Annotated in this window: 18 protein-coding genes; 10 read left to right on the plus strand and 8 right to left on the minus strand. The window is 44.3% G+C overall.

Going from position 1 to position 17,239, the window contains the following annotated elements:
- Positions 1–69 precede the first annotated feature (69 nt).
- The 4 genes from leuA to leuD all read left to right on the plus strand — a co-directional run bounded on the left by leuA (position 70) and on the right by leuD (position 5,093).
- Complete coding sequence (leuA, locus tag Q0203_RS04410; protein WP_297929836.1) at positions 70–1,617, plus strand: 2-isopropylmalate synthase; 1,548 nt, start codon at positions 70–72, stop codon at positions 1,615–1,617.
- 179 nt (positions 1,618–1,796) lie between these two features.
- A complete protein-coding gene (gene leuB / locus Q0203_RS04415) occupies positions 1,797–2,873 on the plus strand; it encodes a 3-isopropylmalate dehydrogenase (protein WP_297929837.1) in 1,077 nt (358 codons plus the stop codon).
- Positions 2,874–3,070: 197 nt separating this feature from the next.
- On the plus strand, positions 3,071–4,480 hold the full coding sequence (leuC, locus tag Q0203_RS04420; protein ID WP_297929839.1) for a 3-isopropylmalate dehydratase large subunit: 1,410 nt from the start codon (positions 3,071–3,073) through the stop codon (positions 4,478–4,480).
- A 10-nt stretch (positions 4,481–4,490) separates the two neighbouring features.
- A complete protein-coding gene (leuD, locus tag Q0203_RS04425; RefSeq protein ID WP_021615740.1) occupies positions 4,491–5,093 on the plus strand; it encodes a 3-isopropylmalate dehydratase small subunit in 603 nt (200 codons plus the stop codon).
- 96 nt (positions 5,094–5,189) lie between these two features.
- On the opposite strand, the gene Q0203_RS04430 is transcribed toward leuD, so the two are convergent.
- Positions 5,190–5,942, minus strand: a complete 753-nt coding sequence (locus Q0203_RS04430; RefSeq protein ID WP_297929841.1) for a class I SAM-dependent methyltransferase — start codon at positions 5,940–5,942, stop codon at positions 5,190–5,192.
- Between the two features lies 1 nt (position 5,943).
- Entirely contained in the window at positions 5,944–7,188 is a 1,245-nt protein-coding gene (gene mtr, locus Q0203_RS04435) for a tryptophan permease (RefSeq protein ID WP_297929843.1), read from the minus strand.
- Between the two features lie 154 nt (positions 7,189–7,342).
- Between mtr and ppa the strand changes: the two genes are divergently transcribed.
- The 6 genes from ppa (at position 7,343) to mog (ending at position 11,696) form a co-directional block, all read left to right on the plus strand.
- Complete coding sequence (ppa, locus tag Q0203_RS04440) at positions 7,343–7,870, plus strand: inorganic diphosphatase (RefSeq protein WP_006716839.1); 528 nt, start codon at positions 7,343–7,345, stop codon at positions 7,868–7,870.
- Positions 7,871–7,939: 69 nt separating this feature from the next.
- Entirely contained in the window at positions 7,940–8,710 is a 771-nt protein-coding gene (locus Q0203_RS04445) for a M48 family metallopeptidase (protein ID WP_297929845.1), read from the plus strand.
- Positions 8,711–8,726: 16 nt separating this feature from the next.
- A complete protein-coding gene (locus Q0203_RS04450; RefSeq protein WP_297929846.1) occupies positions 8,727–9,578 on the plus strand; it encodes a thymidylate synthase in 852 nt (283 codons plus the stop codon).
- 63 nt (positions 9,579–9,641) lie between these two features.
- Entirely contained in the window at positions 9,642–10,178 is a 537-nt protein-coding gene (tadA, locus tag Q0203_RS04455; RefSeq protein WP_297929848.1) for a tRNA adenosine(34) deaminase TadA, read from the plus strand.
- A 193-nt stretch (positions 10,179–10,371) separates the two neighbouring features.
- On the plus strand, positions 10,372–11,037 hold the full coding sequence (locus Q0203_RS04460; protein ID WP_051264475.1) for a hypothetical protein: 666 nt from the start codon (positions 10,372–10,374) through the stop codon (positions 11,035–11,037).
- A gap of 77 nt (positions 11,038–11,114) precedes the next feature.
- Entirely contained in the window at positions 11,115–11,696 is a 582-nt protein-coding gene (gene mog / locus Q0203_RS04465) for a molybdopterin adenylyltransferase (RefSeq protein WP_295974828.1), read from the plus strand.
- Positions 11,697–11,872: 176 nt separating this feature from the next.
- On the opposite strand, the gene hemB is transcribed toward mog, so the two are convergent.
- The 6 genes from hemB to Q0203_RS04495 all read right to left on the minus strand — a co-directional run bounded on the left by hemB (position 11,873) and on the right by Q0203_RS04495 (position 16,983).
- Entirely contained in the window at positions 11,873–12,895 is a 1,023-nt protein-coding gene (hemB, locus tag Q0203_RS04470) for a porphobilinogen synthase (protein ID WP_297929853.1), read from the minus strand.
- Between the two features lie 18 nt (positions 12,896–12,913).
- Entirely contained in the window at positions 12,914–13,681 is a 768-nt protein-coding gene (gene tatC / locus Q0203_RS04475; protein WP_209363214.1) for a Sec-independent protein translocase subunit TatC, read from the minus strand.
- 26 nt (positions 13,682–13,707) lie between these two features.
- Positions 13,708–14,361, minus strand: a complete 654-nt coding sequence (gene tatB, locus Q0203_RS04480) for a Sec-independent protein translocase protein TatB (protein ID WP_021615750.1) — start codon at positions 14,359–14,361, stop codon at positions 13,708–13,710.
- A 3-nt stretch (positions 14,362–14,364) separates the two neighbouring features.
- Complete coding sequence (gene tatA / locus Q0203_RS04485; protein WP_021615751.1) at positions 14,365–14,595, minus strand: Sec-independent protein translocase subunit TatA; 231 nt, start codon at positions 14,593–14,595, stop codon at positions 14,365–14,367.
- 291 nt (positions 14,596–14,886) lie between these two features.
- The gene (gene deoD, locus Q0203_RS04490) at positions 14,887–15,606 is read right to left on the minus strand and encodes a purine-nucleoside phosphorylase (protein ID WP_290521669.1); all 720 of its coding nucleotides are present in this window, start codon (positions 15,604–15,606) and stop codon (positions 14,887–14,889) included.
- Between the two features lie 126 nt (positions 15,607–15,732).
- Positions 15,733–16,983: a NupC/NupG family nucleoside CNT transporter gene (locus Q0203_RS04495; RefSeq protein ID WP_297929855.1), complete on the minus strand. Its 1,251-nt coding sequence runs from the start codon at positions 16,981–16,983 to the stop codon at positions 15,733–15,735.
- Positions 16,984–17,239 lie beyond the last annotated feature (256 nt).

The raw sequence follows: 17,239 nt of genomic DNA on the forward strand, positions 1-17,239 counted from the left end.
GGTTTTTTCGTTTTAAAAAATGCCGTAAAAAATGACCGCACTTTGAGTGATTTAAAGAAGGAAAATGTTATGACAGATCGCGTTATTATTTTTGATACGACCTTGCGTGATGGGGAACAAGCGTTAAAAGCAAGCTTAACCGTTAAAGAGAAATTACAGATTGCTTTAGCACTTGAACGTTTAGGCGTGGATGTGATGGAGGTCGGTTTCCCGGTTTCTTCTCAAGGCGATTTTGAATCTGTGCAAACTATCGCACGCCATATCAAAAATAGTCGTGTCGCGGCACTTTCCCGTGCGGTAGATAAAGACATTGATGCGGCGTATGAAGCCTTAAAAGTGGCGGAAGCTTTCCGTATTCACACTTTTATCGCGAGCTCTGCATTACACGTTGAAGCGAAATTAAAACGCACCTTTGACGATGTAGTTGAAATGGCGGTAGCCGCGGTAAAACGCGCGCGTAACTACACCGATGACGTGGAATTTTCTTGCGAAGATGCAGGACGCACCGGTATCGACAATATTTGTCGTATTGTGGAAGCGGCAATCAACGCCGGTGCCACCACCGTCAATATTCCCGACACCGTGGGATACTGCTTACCGATGGAGTACGGCAATATCATCGCCCAAGTGCGCAACCGCGTACCAAACATCGACAAAGCCGTGATTTCCGTGCACTGCCACAACGATTTAGGCATGGCGACCGCTAACTCTTTGACTGCAGTACAAAATGGTGCACGCCAAATTGAATGTACTATCAATGGCATCGGCGAACGCGCAGGCAACACCGCATTGGAAGAAGTGGTGATGGCAATGAAAGTTCGTCAAGAATTTATGGGTGTGGATACACGCATCAACACGCAAGAAATTCATCGCGTCAGCCAAATGGTGAGTCAGCTTTGCAATATGCCGATTCAACCGAACAAAGCCATTGTCGGCTCAAACGCCTTTGCGCATTCATCCGGTATTCACCAAGACGGTATGTTAAAAAACAAAAATACCTACGAAATCATGTCACCGGAAACTATCGGTTTGAAGAAAGAGAAATTGAACTTAACCGCGCGTTCCGGCCGTGCTGCAGTGAAAGGCCACATGACCGACATGGGCTACACCGAACAAGATTACGATTTGGATAAATTGTACGATGCCTTCTTGAAATTGGCGGATAAAAAAGGCCAAGTGTTCGATTATGACTTGGAAGCCTTGGCGTTCATTGATATGCAACAAGGGGATGAAGATCGTTTAGTGTTAGATAAACTTTCTGCGCATTCCACTAAAGAATATCCGGCGACTGCCTTTGTTCAATTACAGTTAGATGGTGAGAAATTAAGCACTTCGTCAATCGGCGGTAACGGCCCGGTCGATGCGGTTTATAACGCCATTTTGACCTTGACCGGCTTGGATATCAAAATGTCCCACTATAATTTGACCGCGAAAGGCGAAGGTGCTGAAGCTTTAGGCCAAGTGGATATTGTAGTGGAACACGAAGGTCGTAAATTCCACGGTGTTGGTTTGGCGACAGATATCGTTGAATCCTCTGCGTTGGCGTTAGTGCATGCGATTAATGCCATTTATCGCGCGCATAAAGTGGCAGATATTAAGAATCATAAACATCATTAATCTATCGAGTTCCCCTCTTTAGCAAAGAGGGGTTAGGAGAGATTTAGCAGAAGTAACATCAACCTCAGTGGTGAATTTTATATCGTTAAAATCTCCCCCCAGCTCCTCTTTACAAAAGAGGGGAGAAAATATGAAGAAAATTAACCGCACTTTTGTGTGAAAAAAATAGGAAAAACAATATGCAATCATATAACATCGCCGTTCTACCGGGAGACGGTATCGGTCCGGAAGTCATGGCGGAAGCCATTAAAGTATTAAACAAAGTCCAAGAAAAATTCGGTTTTAAACTTAATTTCAACGAGTTTTATGTGGGTGGTGCTGCAATCGATAATTGCGGTTGCCCATTACCGGCAGATACCCTAAAAGGCTGTGAAGAGGCCGATGCGATTTTATTCGGTTCTGTAGGTGGGCCAAAATGGACAAACTTACCACCGGATCAACAACCGGAACGCGGTGCATTGTTGCCATTGCGTAAACATTTCAAATTATTCTGTAACCTTCGCCCGGCAACTCTTTATAAAGGATTGGAGAAATTCTGTCCGTTACGAGCAGACATCGCAGCGAAAGGGTTTGATATGGTGGTTGTGCGAGAATTAACGGGCGGGATTTATTTCGGTCAGCCTAAAGGTCGTGAAGGCGAAGGCGCACAAACCAAAGCATTCGATACGGAAGTTTATTACAAATATGAAATCGAGCGCATTGCACGTGCGGCTTTTGATGCGGCAATGAAACGTCGTAAACACGTCACTTCCGTGGATAAAGCCAACGTATTACAAGCTTCAATCTTATGGCGTGAAACCGTGACTGAAGTCGCTAAAGACTACCCTGAAGTCACCTTAGATCACATTTATATCGACAATGCGACCATGCAGTTAATCAAAACACCTGAGTCTTTCGATGTACTCCTCTGCTCTAACATTTTCGGCGATATTATTTCTGATGAAGCGGCGATGATCACCGGCTCTATGGGGATGTTGCCATCTGCTAGCTTAAACGAAGACGGTTTCGGCTTATATGAGCCTGCTGGCGGTTCTGCACCGGATATCGCAGGCAAAGGCATTGCCAACCCGATCGCACAAATTCTTTCTGCAGCAATGATGTTGCGTTACAGCTTCAACTTAAACGAAGCGGCGGATGCCATTGAAAATGCTGTGCAAAAAGTTTTGGCAAGTGGTCACCGTACGGGTGATTTAGCCGATGATTCTGCCCCTGTTTCAACGGCAGAAATGGGTACATTGATTGCTGATGCAATTTAAGTCGCAATCGATAGCGCGCGTCTCCCGACGCGTGCTTATATAAATAAAATTAGGGCACGCGTCAGGAGACGCGCGCCATCAATGTGGGAGTCTAGTTATCTGGTACAGCCCCAAAAAAAATTAAAGTGCGGTTTAAAAACACAGTCAAATTTGACCGCACTTACCCTAACAAAGCCTCTAACGAATTGAGAAACATTATGGCAAAAACTCTTTATGAAAAATTATTCGATGCCCACGTGGTGTACGAAGCGGAAGGCGAAACGCCGATTTTGTATATTAACCGTCATTTAATCCATGAAGTGACCAGTCCACAAGCCTTTGATGGGCTACGTGTCGCGGGCCGTCAAGTACGTCAAGTAAGTAAAACTTTCGGCACTATGGATCACAGTATTTCCACTCAAGTACGCGATGTGAACAAACTTGAAGGCCAAGCGAAAATTCAAGTATTGGAGCTCGCAAAAAACACAAAAGCGACCGGTATTCAATTATTCGACATGACCACCAAAGAACAAGGTATCGTGCATGTGATGGGACCGGAGCAAGGCTTAACTTTGCCTGGCATGACAATCGTTTGTGGTGACTCCCATACCGCCACTCACGGTGCCTTTGGTGCTTTAGCATTTGGTATCGGCACCTCCGAAGTAGAACACGTGTTAGCGACACAAACCTTAAAACAAGCCCGTGCAAAAAGTATGAAAATCGAAGTACGTGGCAAAGTGGCGCCGGGCATTACCGCAAAAGATATCATTCTTGCCATTATCGGTAAAACCACCATGGCAGGCGGTACAGGCCATGTGGTGGAATTTTGCGGGGAAGCCATTCGTGATCTTTCCATGGAAGGCCGTATGACGGTTTGTAATATGGCGATTGAAATGGGCGCGAAAGCCGGTTTAATCGCACCGGATGAAACGACTTTTGAATACTTAAAAGGCCGTCCACATGCGCCGAAAGGTAAAGATTGGGATGATGCAGTCGCTTATTGGAAAACCTTAAAATCCGATGATGATGCGAAATTTGACACGGTCATCACATTAGATGCCAAAGATATCGCACCACAAGTCACTTGGGGCACCAACCCAGGGCAAGTGATCGGTATCGATCAACGCGTACCAAATCCAGCAGAAATGACGGATCCCGTCACTCGTGCCTCTGCTGAAAAAGCCTTGACTTATATTGGCTTAGAAGCGAATACCGATTTAAAAGAGATTACTGTGGATCAAGTGTTTATTGGCTCTTGCACGAATGCCCGTATCGAAGATTTACGCGCCGCTGCGGCGGTGATGAAAGGCCGTAAAAAAGCCGATAACGTAAAACGGATTTTAGTGGTTCCGGGTTCCGGTTTAGTGAAAGAACAAGCGGAAAAAGAAGGCTTGGATAAAATCTTTATCGAAGCGGGCGCAGAATGGCGTAACCCTGGCTGTTCCATGTGTTTAGGGATGAACGATGACCGCTTGGGCGAATGGGAACGTTGTGCTTCCACTTCAAACCGTAACTTTGAAGGTCGTCAAGGCCGTAACGGACGCACCCACTTGGTGAGCCCAGCCATGGCAGCCGCAGCAGCGATGTTCGGTAAATTCGTTGATATTCGTGACGTGACATTAAATTAAGGAGCAGAAAATGGCAGGATTTAAACAACTTTCAGGCTTAGTAGTGCCATTGGATGCGGCAAACGTGGATACGGATGCGATTATTCCAAAACAATTTTTACAAGCCATTACCCGCGTGGGCTTCGGCAAACATTTATTCCATGAATGGCGTTATTTGGATGTAGAAGGCACCAAGCCAAATCCGGAATTTGTGCTGAATTACCCACAATATCAAGGCGCGACTATTTTATTAGCACGTAAAAACCTCGGCTGTGGTTCTTCGCGTGAACACGCCCCTTGGGCATTAGCCGATTACGGTTTCAAAGTGATGATCGCACCCAGTTTTGCGGATATTTTCTATAACAATAGCTTGAATAATCATATGTTACCGATTCGCTTAAGCGAAGAGGAAGTGGAAGAAATCTTCCAATGGGTGTGGGCAAATGAAGGCAAACAAATCCATGTAGATTTGGAAGCCATGACCGTGACCGTAGGTGACAAAGTGTATACCTTTGAACTGGATGAATTCCGCCGTCATTGTTTGTTAAACGGCTTGGATAATATCGGTTTAACCCTTCAACACGAAGACAAAATCGCCGAATACGAAAGCAAAATTCCGGCATTCTTGCGCTAACTTTTTATCACTCGGAAAGCAGATATTTTCTGCGCTAAAAGGCGGACAAATTGTCCGCCTTCTTTTCTCAAAAACACGTCAAAAACCGACCGCACTTTATGTGTTTTTTCTCGCCTTAACAAACAACAACACCGGGCGATGTTGTAAATCTTTAAATTCAGCCTGCCATTGCGGTTGGTCAGCGAGCATGGGCTCCGCCATTTGCTCAATGTGAAAACCGGCGGAAATCAAATTGTTGATGATGGTCGCTGTGGTGCGGTGATAGGTAGTGAAAGGTTGTTTAAACCAGTTGCGTTGGCGTTCGCCTTCATCCCGATAGAAATTCAGACGATAGGCGAGTTGGCGTTTTTGCGCGTCTTTTTCCCAACGCTCACCGCCTTGATAACAGGTCACAATGGGATGCTCTTGAGAGAAAACCAATTGTCCGTTTGGTTTCAGTTTGGCATAAATTTTTGCTAATAAGGCAGGAAAATCCTGTACATAATGAAAAGCAAAGGAACTGGTGATTAAATCAAAATCGCCCTCATTTAACTGTTCTAAACGTTCCATAGGGGCTTGTTTCAGTAAAAAGTGCGGTCGAAATTCTGCGAGATTTTTTGCCGCCTGCTGCAACATGGCTTGGGATAAATCGATGCCGACAACAAATGTGGCGCCCCGTTCTAAATAGAGCTTGAGATGTTCTCCGCAACCACAGCCTAAATCTAAAATACGCTTGCCTGACACACCGCCGACTAAGCCCAACATGGTGGGCTTTTCGACGATTTCATTTAGGCTGTTCGGGTTACTGCGCAGTTTCTGGTACAGGTCGAAAAAACCGTCCTTGTCATACACGCTTTGCTTTTCTTGCATATTATCCTTTGAAGTCGGCAATCCAACCGAACTGTAATGCCACTTGTGCGAAGATATTCAGTAACCCGAATAAAATCACGAAATACACCATGAAGTTGCCGCCGTGTACACGATAGGTGGCATTCGGGAATTTTTTGCGGCTGGCTTTTGCCAACAATGCCGGCACGATGGCAGCCCAAATCGTGGCGGCTAAACCCGCGTAACCGATAGCAATAACGAAGCCGAACGGGAATTGCAAACTCAGTAATAACGGCGGTAAGAAAGTGACTAATGTCGTTTTCGTACGTCCTAAGCGGCTGTCATCAAATTTACATAAGTCAGCGATGTAATCGAATAAGCCTAAGGTGACACCAAGGAAAGAACTGGCGATAGCCATGTAGGCAAAGAAATTCAAAATAATCCCGATGTAATCCGTTTGAATGTATTTGTTCAAGGCTTCTAGCAAGGCCGCCACATCACCGCCTTTGGCAATCACCGGTGCAAATTCGGCACGCGGTAAGTTACCTTGAACGGCAAGCTGCCACAAAATATAAATAATCAACGCCAAACCGGTGCCAAGGAAAATGGATTTCATCACGCGCTTGCCGTCACGATCATAGTATTTCACCAAACTCGGGACGTTGCCGTGGAAACCGAAAGACACCAAACACACCGGAAGTGCGGTCAAAATATAAGGTAAATAGTATTGTTCACCCTGTGCCACGGTGTTAAGCAACACATCGGCTTTCACCGAGCTCAACAAACCGGAGGTAGAAAGGAAGAAAGAAATGATCATCCCGGCAATTAACACCGTACTAAAACGGTCAACCGCTTTGGTAGAGAACCATACAAACGCCGCCAACACAAAACAAAAAATTAAGGAGCCTGCAGTGCGCCCCACTTCCACGTTTTCACCTAACTGATTCAGGAAACTTTCCGTGATGCTACCGCCGGAAGTGATGTAAGCATAAGTGAGAATGTAAAGTACAAAGGCGACAGATAAACCATTAATGACGTTCCAGCCTTTGCCCAATAAATCCGTTACGATCGTATCGAAACTGGCGCCGGTCGGATAATGCAAATTGGCTTCCAAAATCATTAAGCCCGACGTGGTCATACAAAACCAGGTATAAATCAGAATCAAAATTGAACCGAAAAACCAAACACCGGCAGTAGATGTTGGGTTAGCAAGCATACCGGCGCCGATTGCCGTACCTGCGATAATCATCGCGCCACCGAGTAAGGAAGGGCGTTTTTGTGCTGTCATTGTAAAATCCTCTCGCAAAAAATTTGGACTATTATAATAGTGCAATAACAAAAGACAATCGGATTTTATCATGTCGTTTTCCCTCAACTCGACAAATGAAGCCGATTACCGCTATAATTGCAACGTTTATTTAACTCACAAGAAGGAATAACAAATGGGCTTAGAAAGCGTACCGGCAGGTAAAGAATTACCAGATGACATCTATGTTGTTATTGAAATCCCTGCAAACTCCGATCCAATCAAATACGAAGTAGATAAAGAAACCGGCACATTATTTGTGGACCGTTTCATGGCAACCGCGATGTTTTATCCGGCAAACTACGGTTATGTGAACAACACCTTATCTTCTGACGGCGACCCGGTTGACGTATTAGTGCCAACACCGTATCCGTTACAACCTGGCTCCGTTATTCGTTGCCGTCCGGTAGGCGTGTTAAAAATGACCGATGAAGCCGGTGGCGATGCGAAAGTCGTTGCGGTACCGCACACGAAATTAAGCAAAGAATACGACCACATTAAAGACGTGGGCGATTTACCGGAATTATTAAAAGCACAAATTAAACACTTCTTCGAAAGCTATAAAGCGTTAGAAGCAGGTAAATGGGTGAAAGTTGAAGGATGGGAAGGCGTTGACGCAGCGCGTAAAGAAATCCTTGATTCATTTGAACGTGCGAAAAAATAATAAAATTCTAAACAGACCGCGCTTTTAAGGTGCGGTCTTTTTTACACACAAATCTATGAGGGAAAATTTATGTTCAAATTTGCTAAAACATTAACACTCGTCTCTATCGTCGGTATTTTAACAGCTTGTGCGGATTCTGCCTCAATTAACCAACAAGCGGCGATGGGCTATCGTGATATGATTAACGAAGCCAAATCCCAAAATCAAATTGACAGTAACTCCAAAACAGCGAAACGCGTACACAAAATTTTCAACAAAATGGTGCCGTATGCAAATCGCGAAAACCAAACCGGGCAAGCCTTTGACTGGCAAATTGAAGTAATTAAATCCAAAGAACTTAATGCTTGGGCAATGCCGGGCGGCAAAATGGCGTTTTATACCGGCTTAGTGGAAACTTTAAACCTCACGGATGATGAAATTGCGACTGTGATGGGGCATGAAATGGCTCATGCCTTAAAAGAACATGGTAAAAAGAAAGCAAACCTTAGCCAATTTACCAATGTGATTGCCGGTGTTGCTCAAGCTGCGTTGGCGACACAAATTGGTTCTGACGGTAGTACTATGGTTGTAGGCTTAGCAAAAGACTGGGGCTTGGACAAACCTTATTCCCGCAGTGCAGAAACCGAAGCGGATGAAGTGGGGTTATTCTTAATGGCGAAATCCGGCTATAATCCGGAAGCAGCACCGGGTTTATGGGATAAAATGCAAAAAGCCTCAACAGGCTCACAAGGCATTTTAGACAAATTAAGTTCAACACACCCAAGTGATAAAGATCGCCAAGCAAACTTATTACGTCTAATGCCGCAAGCATTAGCACTGTATAAACAAAATAAAGGGTAGTCGACATAGCATCTCTATGAAAGCTTATTTAGATTTGTGCCAACGCATTGTTAACGAAGGCGTTTGGGTAGAAAACGAACGTACCGGAAAACGCTGTTTAACGGTGATTAACGCCGGTTTGACTTACGATGTGGCAAACAACCAATTTCCGCTGATTACCACCCGTAAAAGTTATTGGAAAGCCGCGATTGCAGAATTTCTAGGCTATATTCGCGGTTATGACAATGCTGCAGACTTCCGCAAGCTAGGTACCAAAACCTGGGATGCCAATGCCAATGAAAATCAGGCTTGGCTCAATAATCCGCACCGCAAAGGCACGGATGATATGGGGCGCGTATATGGTGTGCAGGGCAGAAGCTGGCGCAAGCCGAATGGCGAACATCTCGATCAGTTGCGCAAAATCGTCAATAACCTCAGCAACGGCATTGATGACCGCGGTGAGATTCTGACGTTCTATAACCCAGGTGAATTTGATTTGGGTTGTTTGCGCCCTTGCATGCACACGCATACGTTTTCTTTACTTGGCGACACGTTATATCTCACCAGTTACCAACGCTCTTGCGATGTGCCGCTTGGCTTGAATTTTAACCAAATCCAAGTGTTTACCTTCTTGGCGTTAATGGCACAAATCACCGGTAAAAAAGCAGGGCAGGCATTTCACCACATTGTGAATGCGCACATTTATGAAGACCAGTTGGCACTTATGCGTGATGTGCAATTAAAACGTGAGCCTTTCCCTTCACCGCAGTTGGAAATTAATCCGGACATTAAATCTTTAGAAGACCTAGAAACCTGGGTCACCATGGATGATTTCAAGGTCACGGGTTATCAATGCCACGAACCGATTAAATATCCGTTTTCCGTCTAACAAAGTGCGGTCGGTTTTAAAAACGTTTTTAAAATCCACCGCACTTTTCATCTGAAGAACCTCATGACTGAATTGCAACATCAATTAGATGAACAATTTATGCGCCACGCTTTAACGCTGGCAGACAAAGCCGAAGCCTCGGGTGAAATTCCTGTGGGCGCGGTGTTAGTGAGCGAGGAGGGGGAAATTCTTGGCGAGGGATGGAATTTATCGATCATTGATTCGGATCCCACGGCGCATGCCGAAATTGTGGCTTTACGCCAAGGCGGTCAACGCTTACAAAATTACCGCTTGTTGAACGCGACCTTATACGTCACGCTGGAACCTTGCACCATGTGCGCCGGGGCAATTTTACACAGCCGTATTAAGCGCCTTGTGTTCGGTGCGGCGGACTATAAAACCGGTGCGGTAGGTTCCCGTTTTCATTTTTTTGATGATTACAAAATGAACCATGCCATCGAAATCACCGCTGGCGTGTTGCAACAGGAATGCAGTGAAAAACTCAGTGCGTTTTTTCAAAAACGCCGTGCGCAACAGAAAGAAGCGAAATTAGCAGGCATCCCGAATAAATCCAATGTCGAAACAATGAATAGAGATTAATGTGCGGAAGAATCGTTCTTATTTTTGTACGAGAGATAAGAGCATAAAACCACAAGATTACTTTTTATCGTAGAAAATTACGGCATTTTTCCTTTTATTTTGATACACTGGGCAAGTTATCGCCTTCATTATTTTGTTGGCATGATTTCCGTCTTAGTCAATATCTATTTATATGCGTTCTAAAGGAAACATTATGAGTATTAATAACCTCAAATATAAATTCCAACATTTTTTATACCCGATTGCCGCACAGTGTGATCGTTTGGGCATTAAAGCCAGCTATATTACGGTATTCTCTAGCATCCTCTCTATTGTCATTGGCATCACGGTGCTTTTAGGCGGGCAATCGCTCTTTTGGTTAATTCCAATTGGGCTATTTATTAACCTTGTCTTACTGAATAATCTTGCCGATATTCTTATCTATGATTTTGAGCATACGTCTCGTTGCAGTCGATATTTAACCAAAATCATCTATGTTGTTGCCATGACAGCGGCATATATTCCTTTTATGTTTGTTGCGCCTTTTGATCCGCTACAAATCGGTTTAGTCATTCTACTTTCAGCGTTACTGGATTTAAATCTGCTCCCTAAACAAAAAGAAGAAAACGATGAACCCTATGGCGGACCGTTAGATAAAGTCGATCGTGCAATCTTACTTGGCGAAGTGGCGATATTATACGCCCTCTTTGCACCGTTCAATGAAGCACTTTATTGGGCACCGTGGGTGTTAGTCGCCAGTTTAGTCCTCACGCTAATCATTAGAATTAAACTCAACCGTACGAATACGCCAATTCCAGAGGAAGTCCAAGAAGAAATTCATCAAGAGCTTTTAGAAGAACTAAAAGAAAAAATGAAATAATCCAATACAGATCCCTTATGCCGTGTCATTGCCTTGAAACGATGATACGGCATTATTTTTTATAACAAGGAGTAATTATGGACACGCGGTTAAAAATTGGTTTAGTCTCCGTTTCAGATAGAGCCTCTCAAGGCGTTTATGCTGACCAAGGTATCCCTGAATTAAAACAATGGCTTGAACAAGCCATGGCTACCCCCTTTAGTGTTGTTGAACGTCTTATCCCCGATGAGCAAGCAGAAATCGAACGTGTATTATGTGAATTGGTGGATGAACAGCATTGCCACCTTGTGTTAACTACCGGCGGCACCGGCCCGGCAAAACGGGATGTCACACCGGATGCGACGTTAGCCATTGCCGATCGAGAAATGCCCGGCTTTGGCGAACAAATGCGGCAAGTCAGTTTGCATTTTGTTCCAACCGCCATTTTATCCCGTCAAGTGGGTGTGATTCGTAAAGATAGCCTTATTCTTAATTTACCGGGGCAACCGAAAGCCATCAAAGAAACCTTAGAAGGCGTTAAAGACAGCGAAGGCAAGGTGATTGTCCAAGGTATTTTTAGTGCGGTGCCTTATTGTTTGCAATTAATCAATGGCATCTACATCGACACCAACCCTGCGATTATCACCAGTTTTAGACCCAAATCAGCACGCCGTGAATAATACTACGGCGGCGATATTGCGCTAAAATACAGACTTCGTGATAAAAAAAGCCATCTGAAAATGCACGAAAAAACGACCGCACTTTTCAGATGGCTTCTTGTTAATGAGAAATTGCCATGTGCATACCCGATTCGCATGGCAATAATGGATAGGTGATGAAAACGCAAAGTAATGCGTTATTTATTTTTCCCTTCTAAATACAACCATTCTGCCACTTGTTTGGCGAAGTAAGTCAAAATGCCGTCAGCGCCGGCACGTTTAAAACAAAGTAGCGATTCCATAATACATTCTTTTTCTTTCAACCAGCCGTTTTGAATCGCCGCCATGTGCATGGCATATTCACCGGACACTTGATAGGCAAAGGTTGGTACGCCGAATTGTTGTTTTACGCGATAGACCAAATCTAAATATGGCATACCCGGTTTTACCATCACCATATCGGCGCCTTCTTCCAAGTCTAATGCTACTTCTTGCAAGCCTTCGTCGCTGTTAGCCGGATCTAATTGATAGGTCTTTTTATCGCCGCCTTTTAAGTTTCCGGAAGAGCCCACAGCGTCACGGAACGGGCCGTAATAGTTGGAGGCATATTTAGCGGAGTAAGCCATGATGAGGGTGTTAATAAAGCCTTTTTCTTCCAAGGCGTTGCGGATTCTGCCGATGCGACCGTCCATCATGTCGCTTGGTGCGACCACGTCTGCACCGGCTTCTGCGTGGGACAGCGCTTGTTTGATTAATATGTCGGTAGTGATGTCGTTCAGTACGTAGCCTTCTTCATCGATAATACCGTCTTGTCCATGTAGGGTGTAAGGGTCAAGCGCCACATCGGTTAATACGCCAAGGTCAGGATAGGCGGCTTTGAGTGCCTTCACTGCGCGTTGCACCAAGCCGTTCGGATTATAAGCTTCTTCCGCCATTAAGGATTTTTTCGCCTGTTCCACCACAGGAAATAACGCAATCACCGGTACGCCGTATTTCACCAATAAACCCGCTTCAATTAACAGTTGGTCGATGGTTAAACGTTCTACGTTTGGCATGGAAGGCACCGCTTCACGATGATTTTCACCTTCAATAATAAATACGGGATAAATCAGATCATCAACAGTCAGTTTATGTTCCGACATTAAGCGGCGACTAAAATCCTGTTTACGCATGCGGCGTAAACGGCGGGTTGGAAAACCGGTAAAAATTTGTTGTGTCATATTATCTCCCGAATTGAATTAGTGATTAGCTGTGTTGTTTTCATCTTGAGTGGCCTCGTCTTCTTCACGCGGACGATAAAATCGCGCAAAGAATACTCCCACTTCAAATAACAAACACATTGGAATAGCAAGCAAGGTTTGTGAGAACACATCCGGCGGAGTTAAAAGCATGCCAATAAAGAACGCACCAACAATAATATAAGGGCGCTTGGCTTTTAAATCTTCCGGTGTGGTAACACCAGTCCAGCATAACAGAATAATCGCCACCGGCACTTCAAAGCAAACACCGAAAGCTAAGAATAACGTCAGTACAAAATCTAAGTAGCTACTGATGTCGGTCGCGATCGCCACCCCTTCCGGTGCCGTTTTAGTTAAAAAGCTGAACACTAACGGGAATACCACATAGTAAGCAAAAGCTACGCCTAGATAAAACAACAGCGTGCTGGAAAATAATAGTGGATAAATCAGGCGTTTTTCATGTTGATATAACGCTGGTGCCACAAACGCCCAAATTTGGTAAAGCAAAAATGGCACGGAAATAAAAATGGCAACAACGCCGGTCAGTTTAATTGGGGTGAAAAACGGCGTGGCGATGTTGGTGGCAATCATGCTGGAACCGTTTGGCAAGTTCGCTGTTAACGGTGCTGCCACAAAGTTATAAATTTCGTTGGAAAAATAAACTAACGCCACAAATACCACAGCAACGAAAATAATGCTGCGTAATAAACGGTTGCGCAGTTCTACCAGATGAGTGATGAGGGGTTGAGTATCGTCAACGCTGGTCATAAATTATCCTAATTGAGGGTTGCGCCCTAGCTTTTATTTGAGGATTGTTCGGTTTTCTCCGAATGGGCATTTTCTGAATTGGCCGGCAAAGGATTATCCGGATCATATTGATTGATGTAATAAGCCAGTTTGTCATCTAGCTCAATTTCTTCTTGCTCCGCCTGTTCTGCCGGAGAAAGTGCGGTCGTATTTCGCGACATTTCTGCAACGGCTAAGGCTTCTGTATTTTGTTCGGAAAAATCTTCAACATCAAGAATGTCATAGTTAGCCATTGGGTTGCGATCATTTGAACCGGGATGAATATTGTCATTTTCATCCGAATTTTCTACCGCACTTTTCATTTCCTTGATTTGATCTTGCAACGTAGTATTACTTTGTGCTGCTTTTTGTTCCAAATCGGCACGCAACTTATCCGCAGAGGCTTTTAATTCCTCAACGGTTTTGCCTAATTCGGGAGACAGCGCCTTAAGATTCAAGCTTTCCGCTTTCTTAATGCTGTCTTGCAACTCTTGCAATTTTAATTCTTGTTTCAGTTCGTTTTGTACATTTGCCGCCAAGCCACGAACGGTTCGCACCCAAGACATGACCGTGCGAATGGCTACCGGTAAACGTTGTGGGCCTAGTACCACTAAGCCCACAATACAAACTAAGACAACCTCAGAAAAACCAATATCAAACACGGATTATGCCTGTTCTTTTTCTTTGCTTTTTTCTTGTTCCGGTTGTGCCTTTTGCTTTTGTTCCACTTTATCGAAACTTGCATCAGCCGGTTTGGCTTCTTCATTCATGGCTTTTTTAAAGCCTTTTACAGACTCGCCCAAATCCGTACCTAACGTACGCAATTTCTTCGTACCGAATAACAATACAATGATTAAAACCAAAATAGCCAATTGCCAAATGCTAATGCCACCCATAAAAACCTCATTGATATGCGTTAAGTGATGAAATTTATCTATTAAAAACGTGCAGAACTATACTCGTTTTACCCGTGTTGAACAATAGCCAAGCCGGATTATTTTCGTATTTATTGACGCTGCTTACCTTGCTTCTTTGCATTTTAACTTAGCATCGTATAGCAACTCTCTTCCTTCTAAGCCTTAAATAACTCCCTTGAAGTCAAACTGTCGCTCTCATTTTATACCGCGATAACACACTCAAAAGAATGCTGCCGAATGACGCAAATTAGGCAGCATTCAAGGAGTTGACTAGTTAGCCTTATCGTCAATTAACACGGTTTCTAACGCCACTTTGATCATTTCATTAAACGTCAACTGACGCTCTTCCGCACTGGTTTGTTCATGAGTACGAATATGGTCGGATACGGTACAGATAGTCAATGCACGCGCACCGTATTCCGCTGCCACGCCATAAATACCGGCGGCTTCCATTTCTACGCCTAGAATGCCGTATTTTTCCATCACGTCAAACATGGCGACATCCGGAGTATAGAATAAATCCGCAGAAAATAGATTACCGACACGAACCTTAACATCTAATTCCTTCGCTGCCTGTACCGCCGCTTGCGTTAAACCGAAATCGGCAATGGCTGCAAAATCGTTGTCTTTAAAACGAATACGATTGACTTTGGAATCGGTACACGCACCAAGACCGATAACCACATCACGCACTTTGACATCCATGCGGACGGCACCACAAGAGCCGACACGAATCAGTTTTTTCACACCGTATTCCGTAATAAGTTCTTTCGCGTAAATGGAACAGGAAGGGATCCCCATACCATGTGCCATCACAGAAATGCGGCGACCTTTATAGGTGCCGGTAAAGCCCAACATATTGCGAACGTTGGTCACTTCTTGCACGTTTTCTAAGAAAGTTTCTGCGATATACTTCGCACGAAGCGGATCGCCCGGCATTAATACGGCATCGGCAAATGCACCGGCTGGCGCGTTAATGTGTGGAGTCATAGTCTTTTCCTCTTTATTGACATGGTGAACTAAAATTAGCGCAAACGTTTTCGTTGCCTATAAACGACAACACCACGAACGGGTCGTGGTGTCATCATAAAAAACGTGGTGAAATCATACCGCACTTTATAGCACAGCACCACTCAAACCGATAAATAATCCAGCAATCGTTGCACTCATTAAGTTAGATAATGAACCGGCAAGCACCGCTTTTAAACCTAAACGCGCAACATCACCGCGACGATTTGGTGCCATACCGCCTAAACCGCCGATTAAGATTGCAATGGAGCTGAAGTTAGCGAAACCACAAAGTGCGAAGGTAATAATTGCTTTGGTTTTATCACTTAACACCACAGCAGAATCCGGTTGTAAATATTTAGCAAATTCTAAATAACCCACAAATTCGTTCACCGCTAATTTTAAACCAATCATTTGGCCGGCAATGGCAGATTCTTCCCAAGAAATCCCGATTAAGTATGCCAATGGTTTGAAAATCCAACCTAAAATCACTTGTAAAGTTAAGTTTGGTTCACCAACAATGCCACCCAAGCTACTTAAAATCCAGTTGATTAAGGCAATCACAGACACAAACGCAATTAACATCGCGCCTACATTCAGTGCCAAGTGCATACCGTCACGCGCACCATTTGCTAAGGCTTCAATCGCGTTGGACGGTTTTTCCACATCCGCGTCCTCTTTTAACATATCATCAGTCTTTTCCGTTTGTGGAAACATGATTTTCGCGAATAATAAACCACCCGGTGCGGCCATAAAAGAAGCGGCGATTAAGTAAGTTAACGGCACGCCCATTCCGGCATAACCTGCCATCACAGAACCGGCGATAGAAGCCACCCCACCCACCATCACAGCGAATAATTCGGATTGGGTCATACGGCCGATAAATGGCTTAACAATTAACGGCGCTTCCGTTTGCCCCACGAAAATGTTTGCGGCAGCTGACATGGATTCCGCTTTTGAGGTACCTAATAATTTTTGTAACCCACCACCGATAAGTTTGATGACCCATTGCATCACACCGATGTAATAAAGTAAGGAAATGAGTGCGGAGAAGAAGATAATCACCGGCAATACTTTAATGGCAAAGATAAAACCGAAACTTTGGCTTGGGTCAGTCAATCCACCAAAAACAAAGCTAATCCCTTCATTACCAAAACCGATAACTTTACCAATAAAATCGGATGCCGCTTGTAATGCGTGACGCCCGGCCGGCACATAAAGCACGAAAGCACCGATAGCGATTTGAATGGCCAGTGCGCCAAACACAGTACGTAAATTGATCGCTTTGCGATTGTTAGAGAATAAAACAGCAATCCCTAACAGCACCAAAATACCGATAATGCTGATTAAAATGTCCATAGATACCTCAAAGGATGTAAATAAAAATTTGGCGTATTCTACTTGTTTTTGTGGCGAAGAGGGAGTGATTTTTTCAAGAATAAAAAAATCCCGAGGATTTCGGGATTTTTTAATGCTTAGCATCGTAGCGTGCAACGTGTTGCACGAAATCGTGAATGCCCGAAAACGTTAAATAACGTTCCGTGCGTGGTTTGGTCGTTCATCAAGATGAACGGCACTTATTACGACATGGTGAATGACGCATCGAGGTTAATCA

Origin of the sequence: uncultured Aggregatibacter sp. (assembly GCF_938046485.1) — a bacterium.
GTDB lineage: Bacteria > Pseudomonadota > Gammaproteobacteria > Enterobacterales > Pasteurellaceae > Aggregatibacter.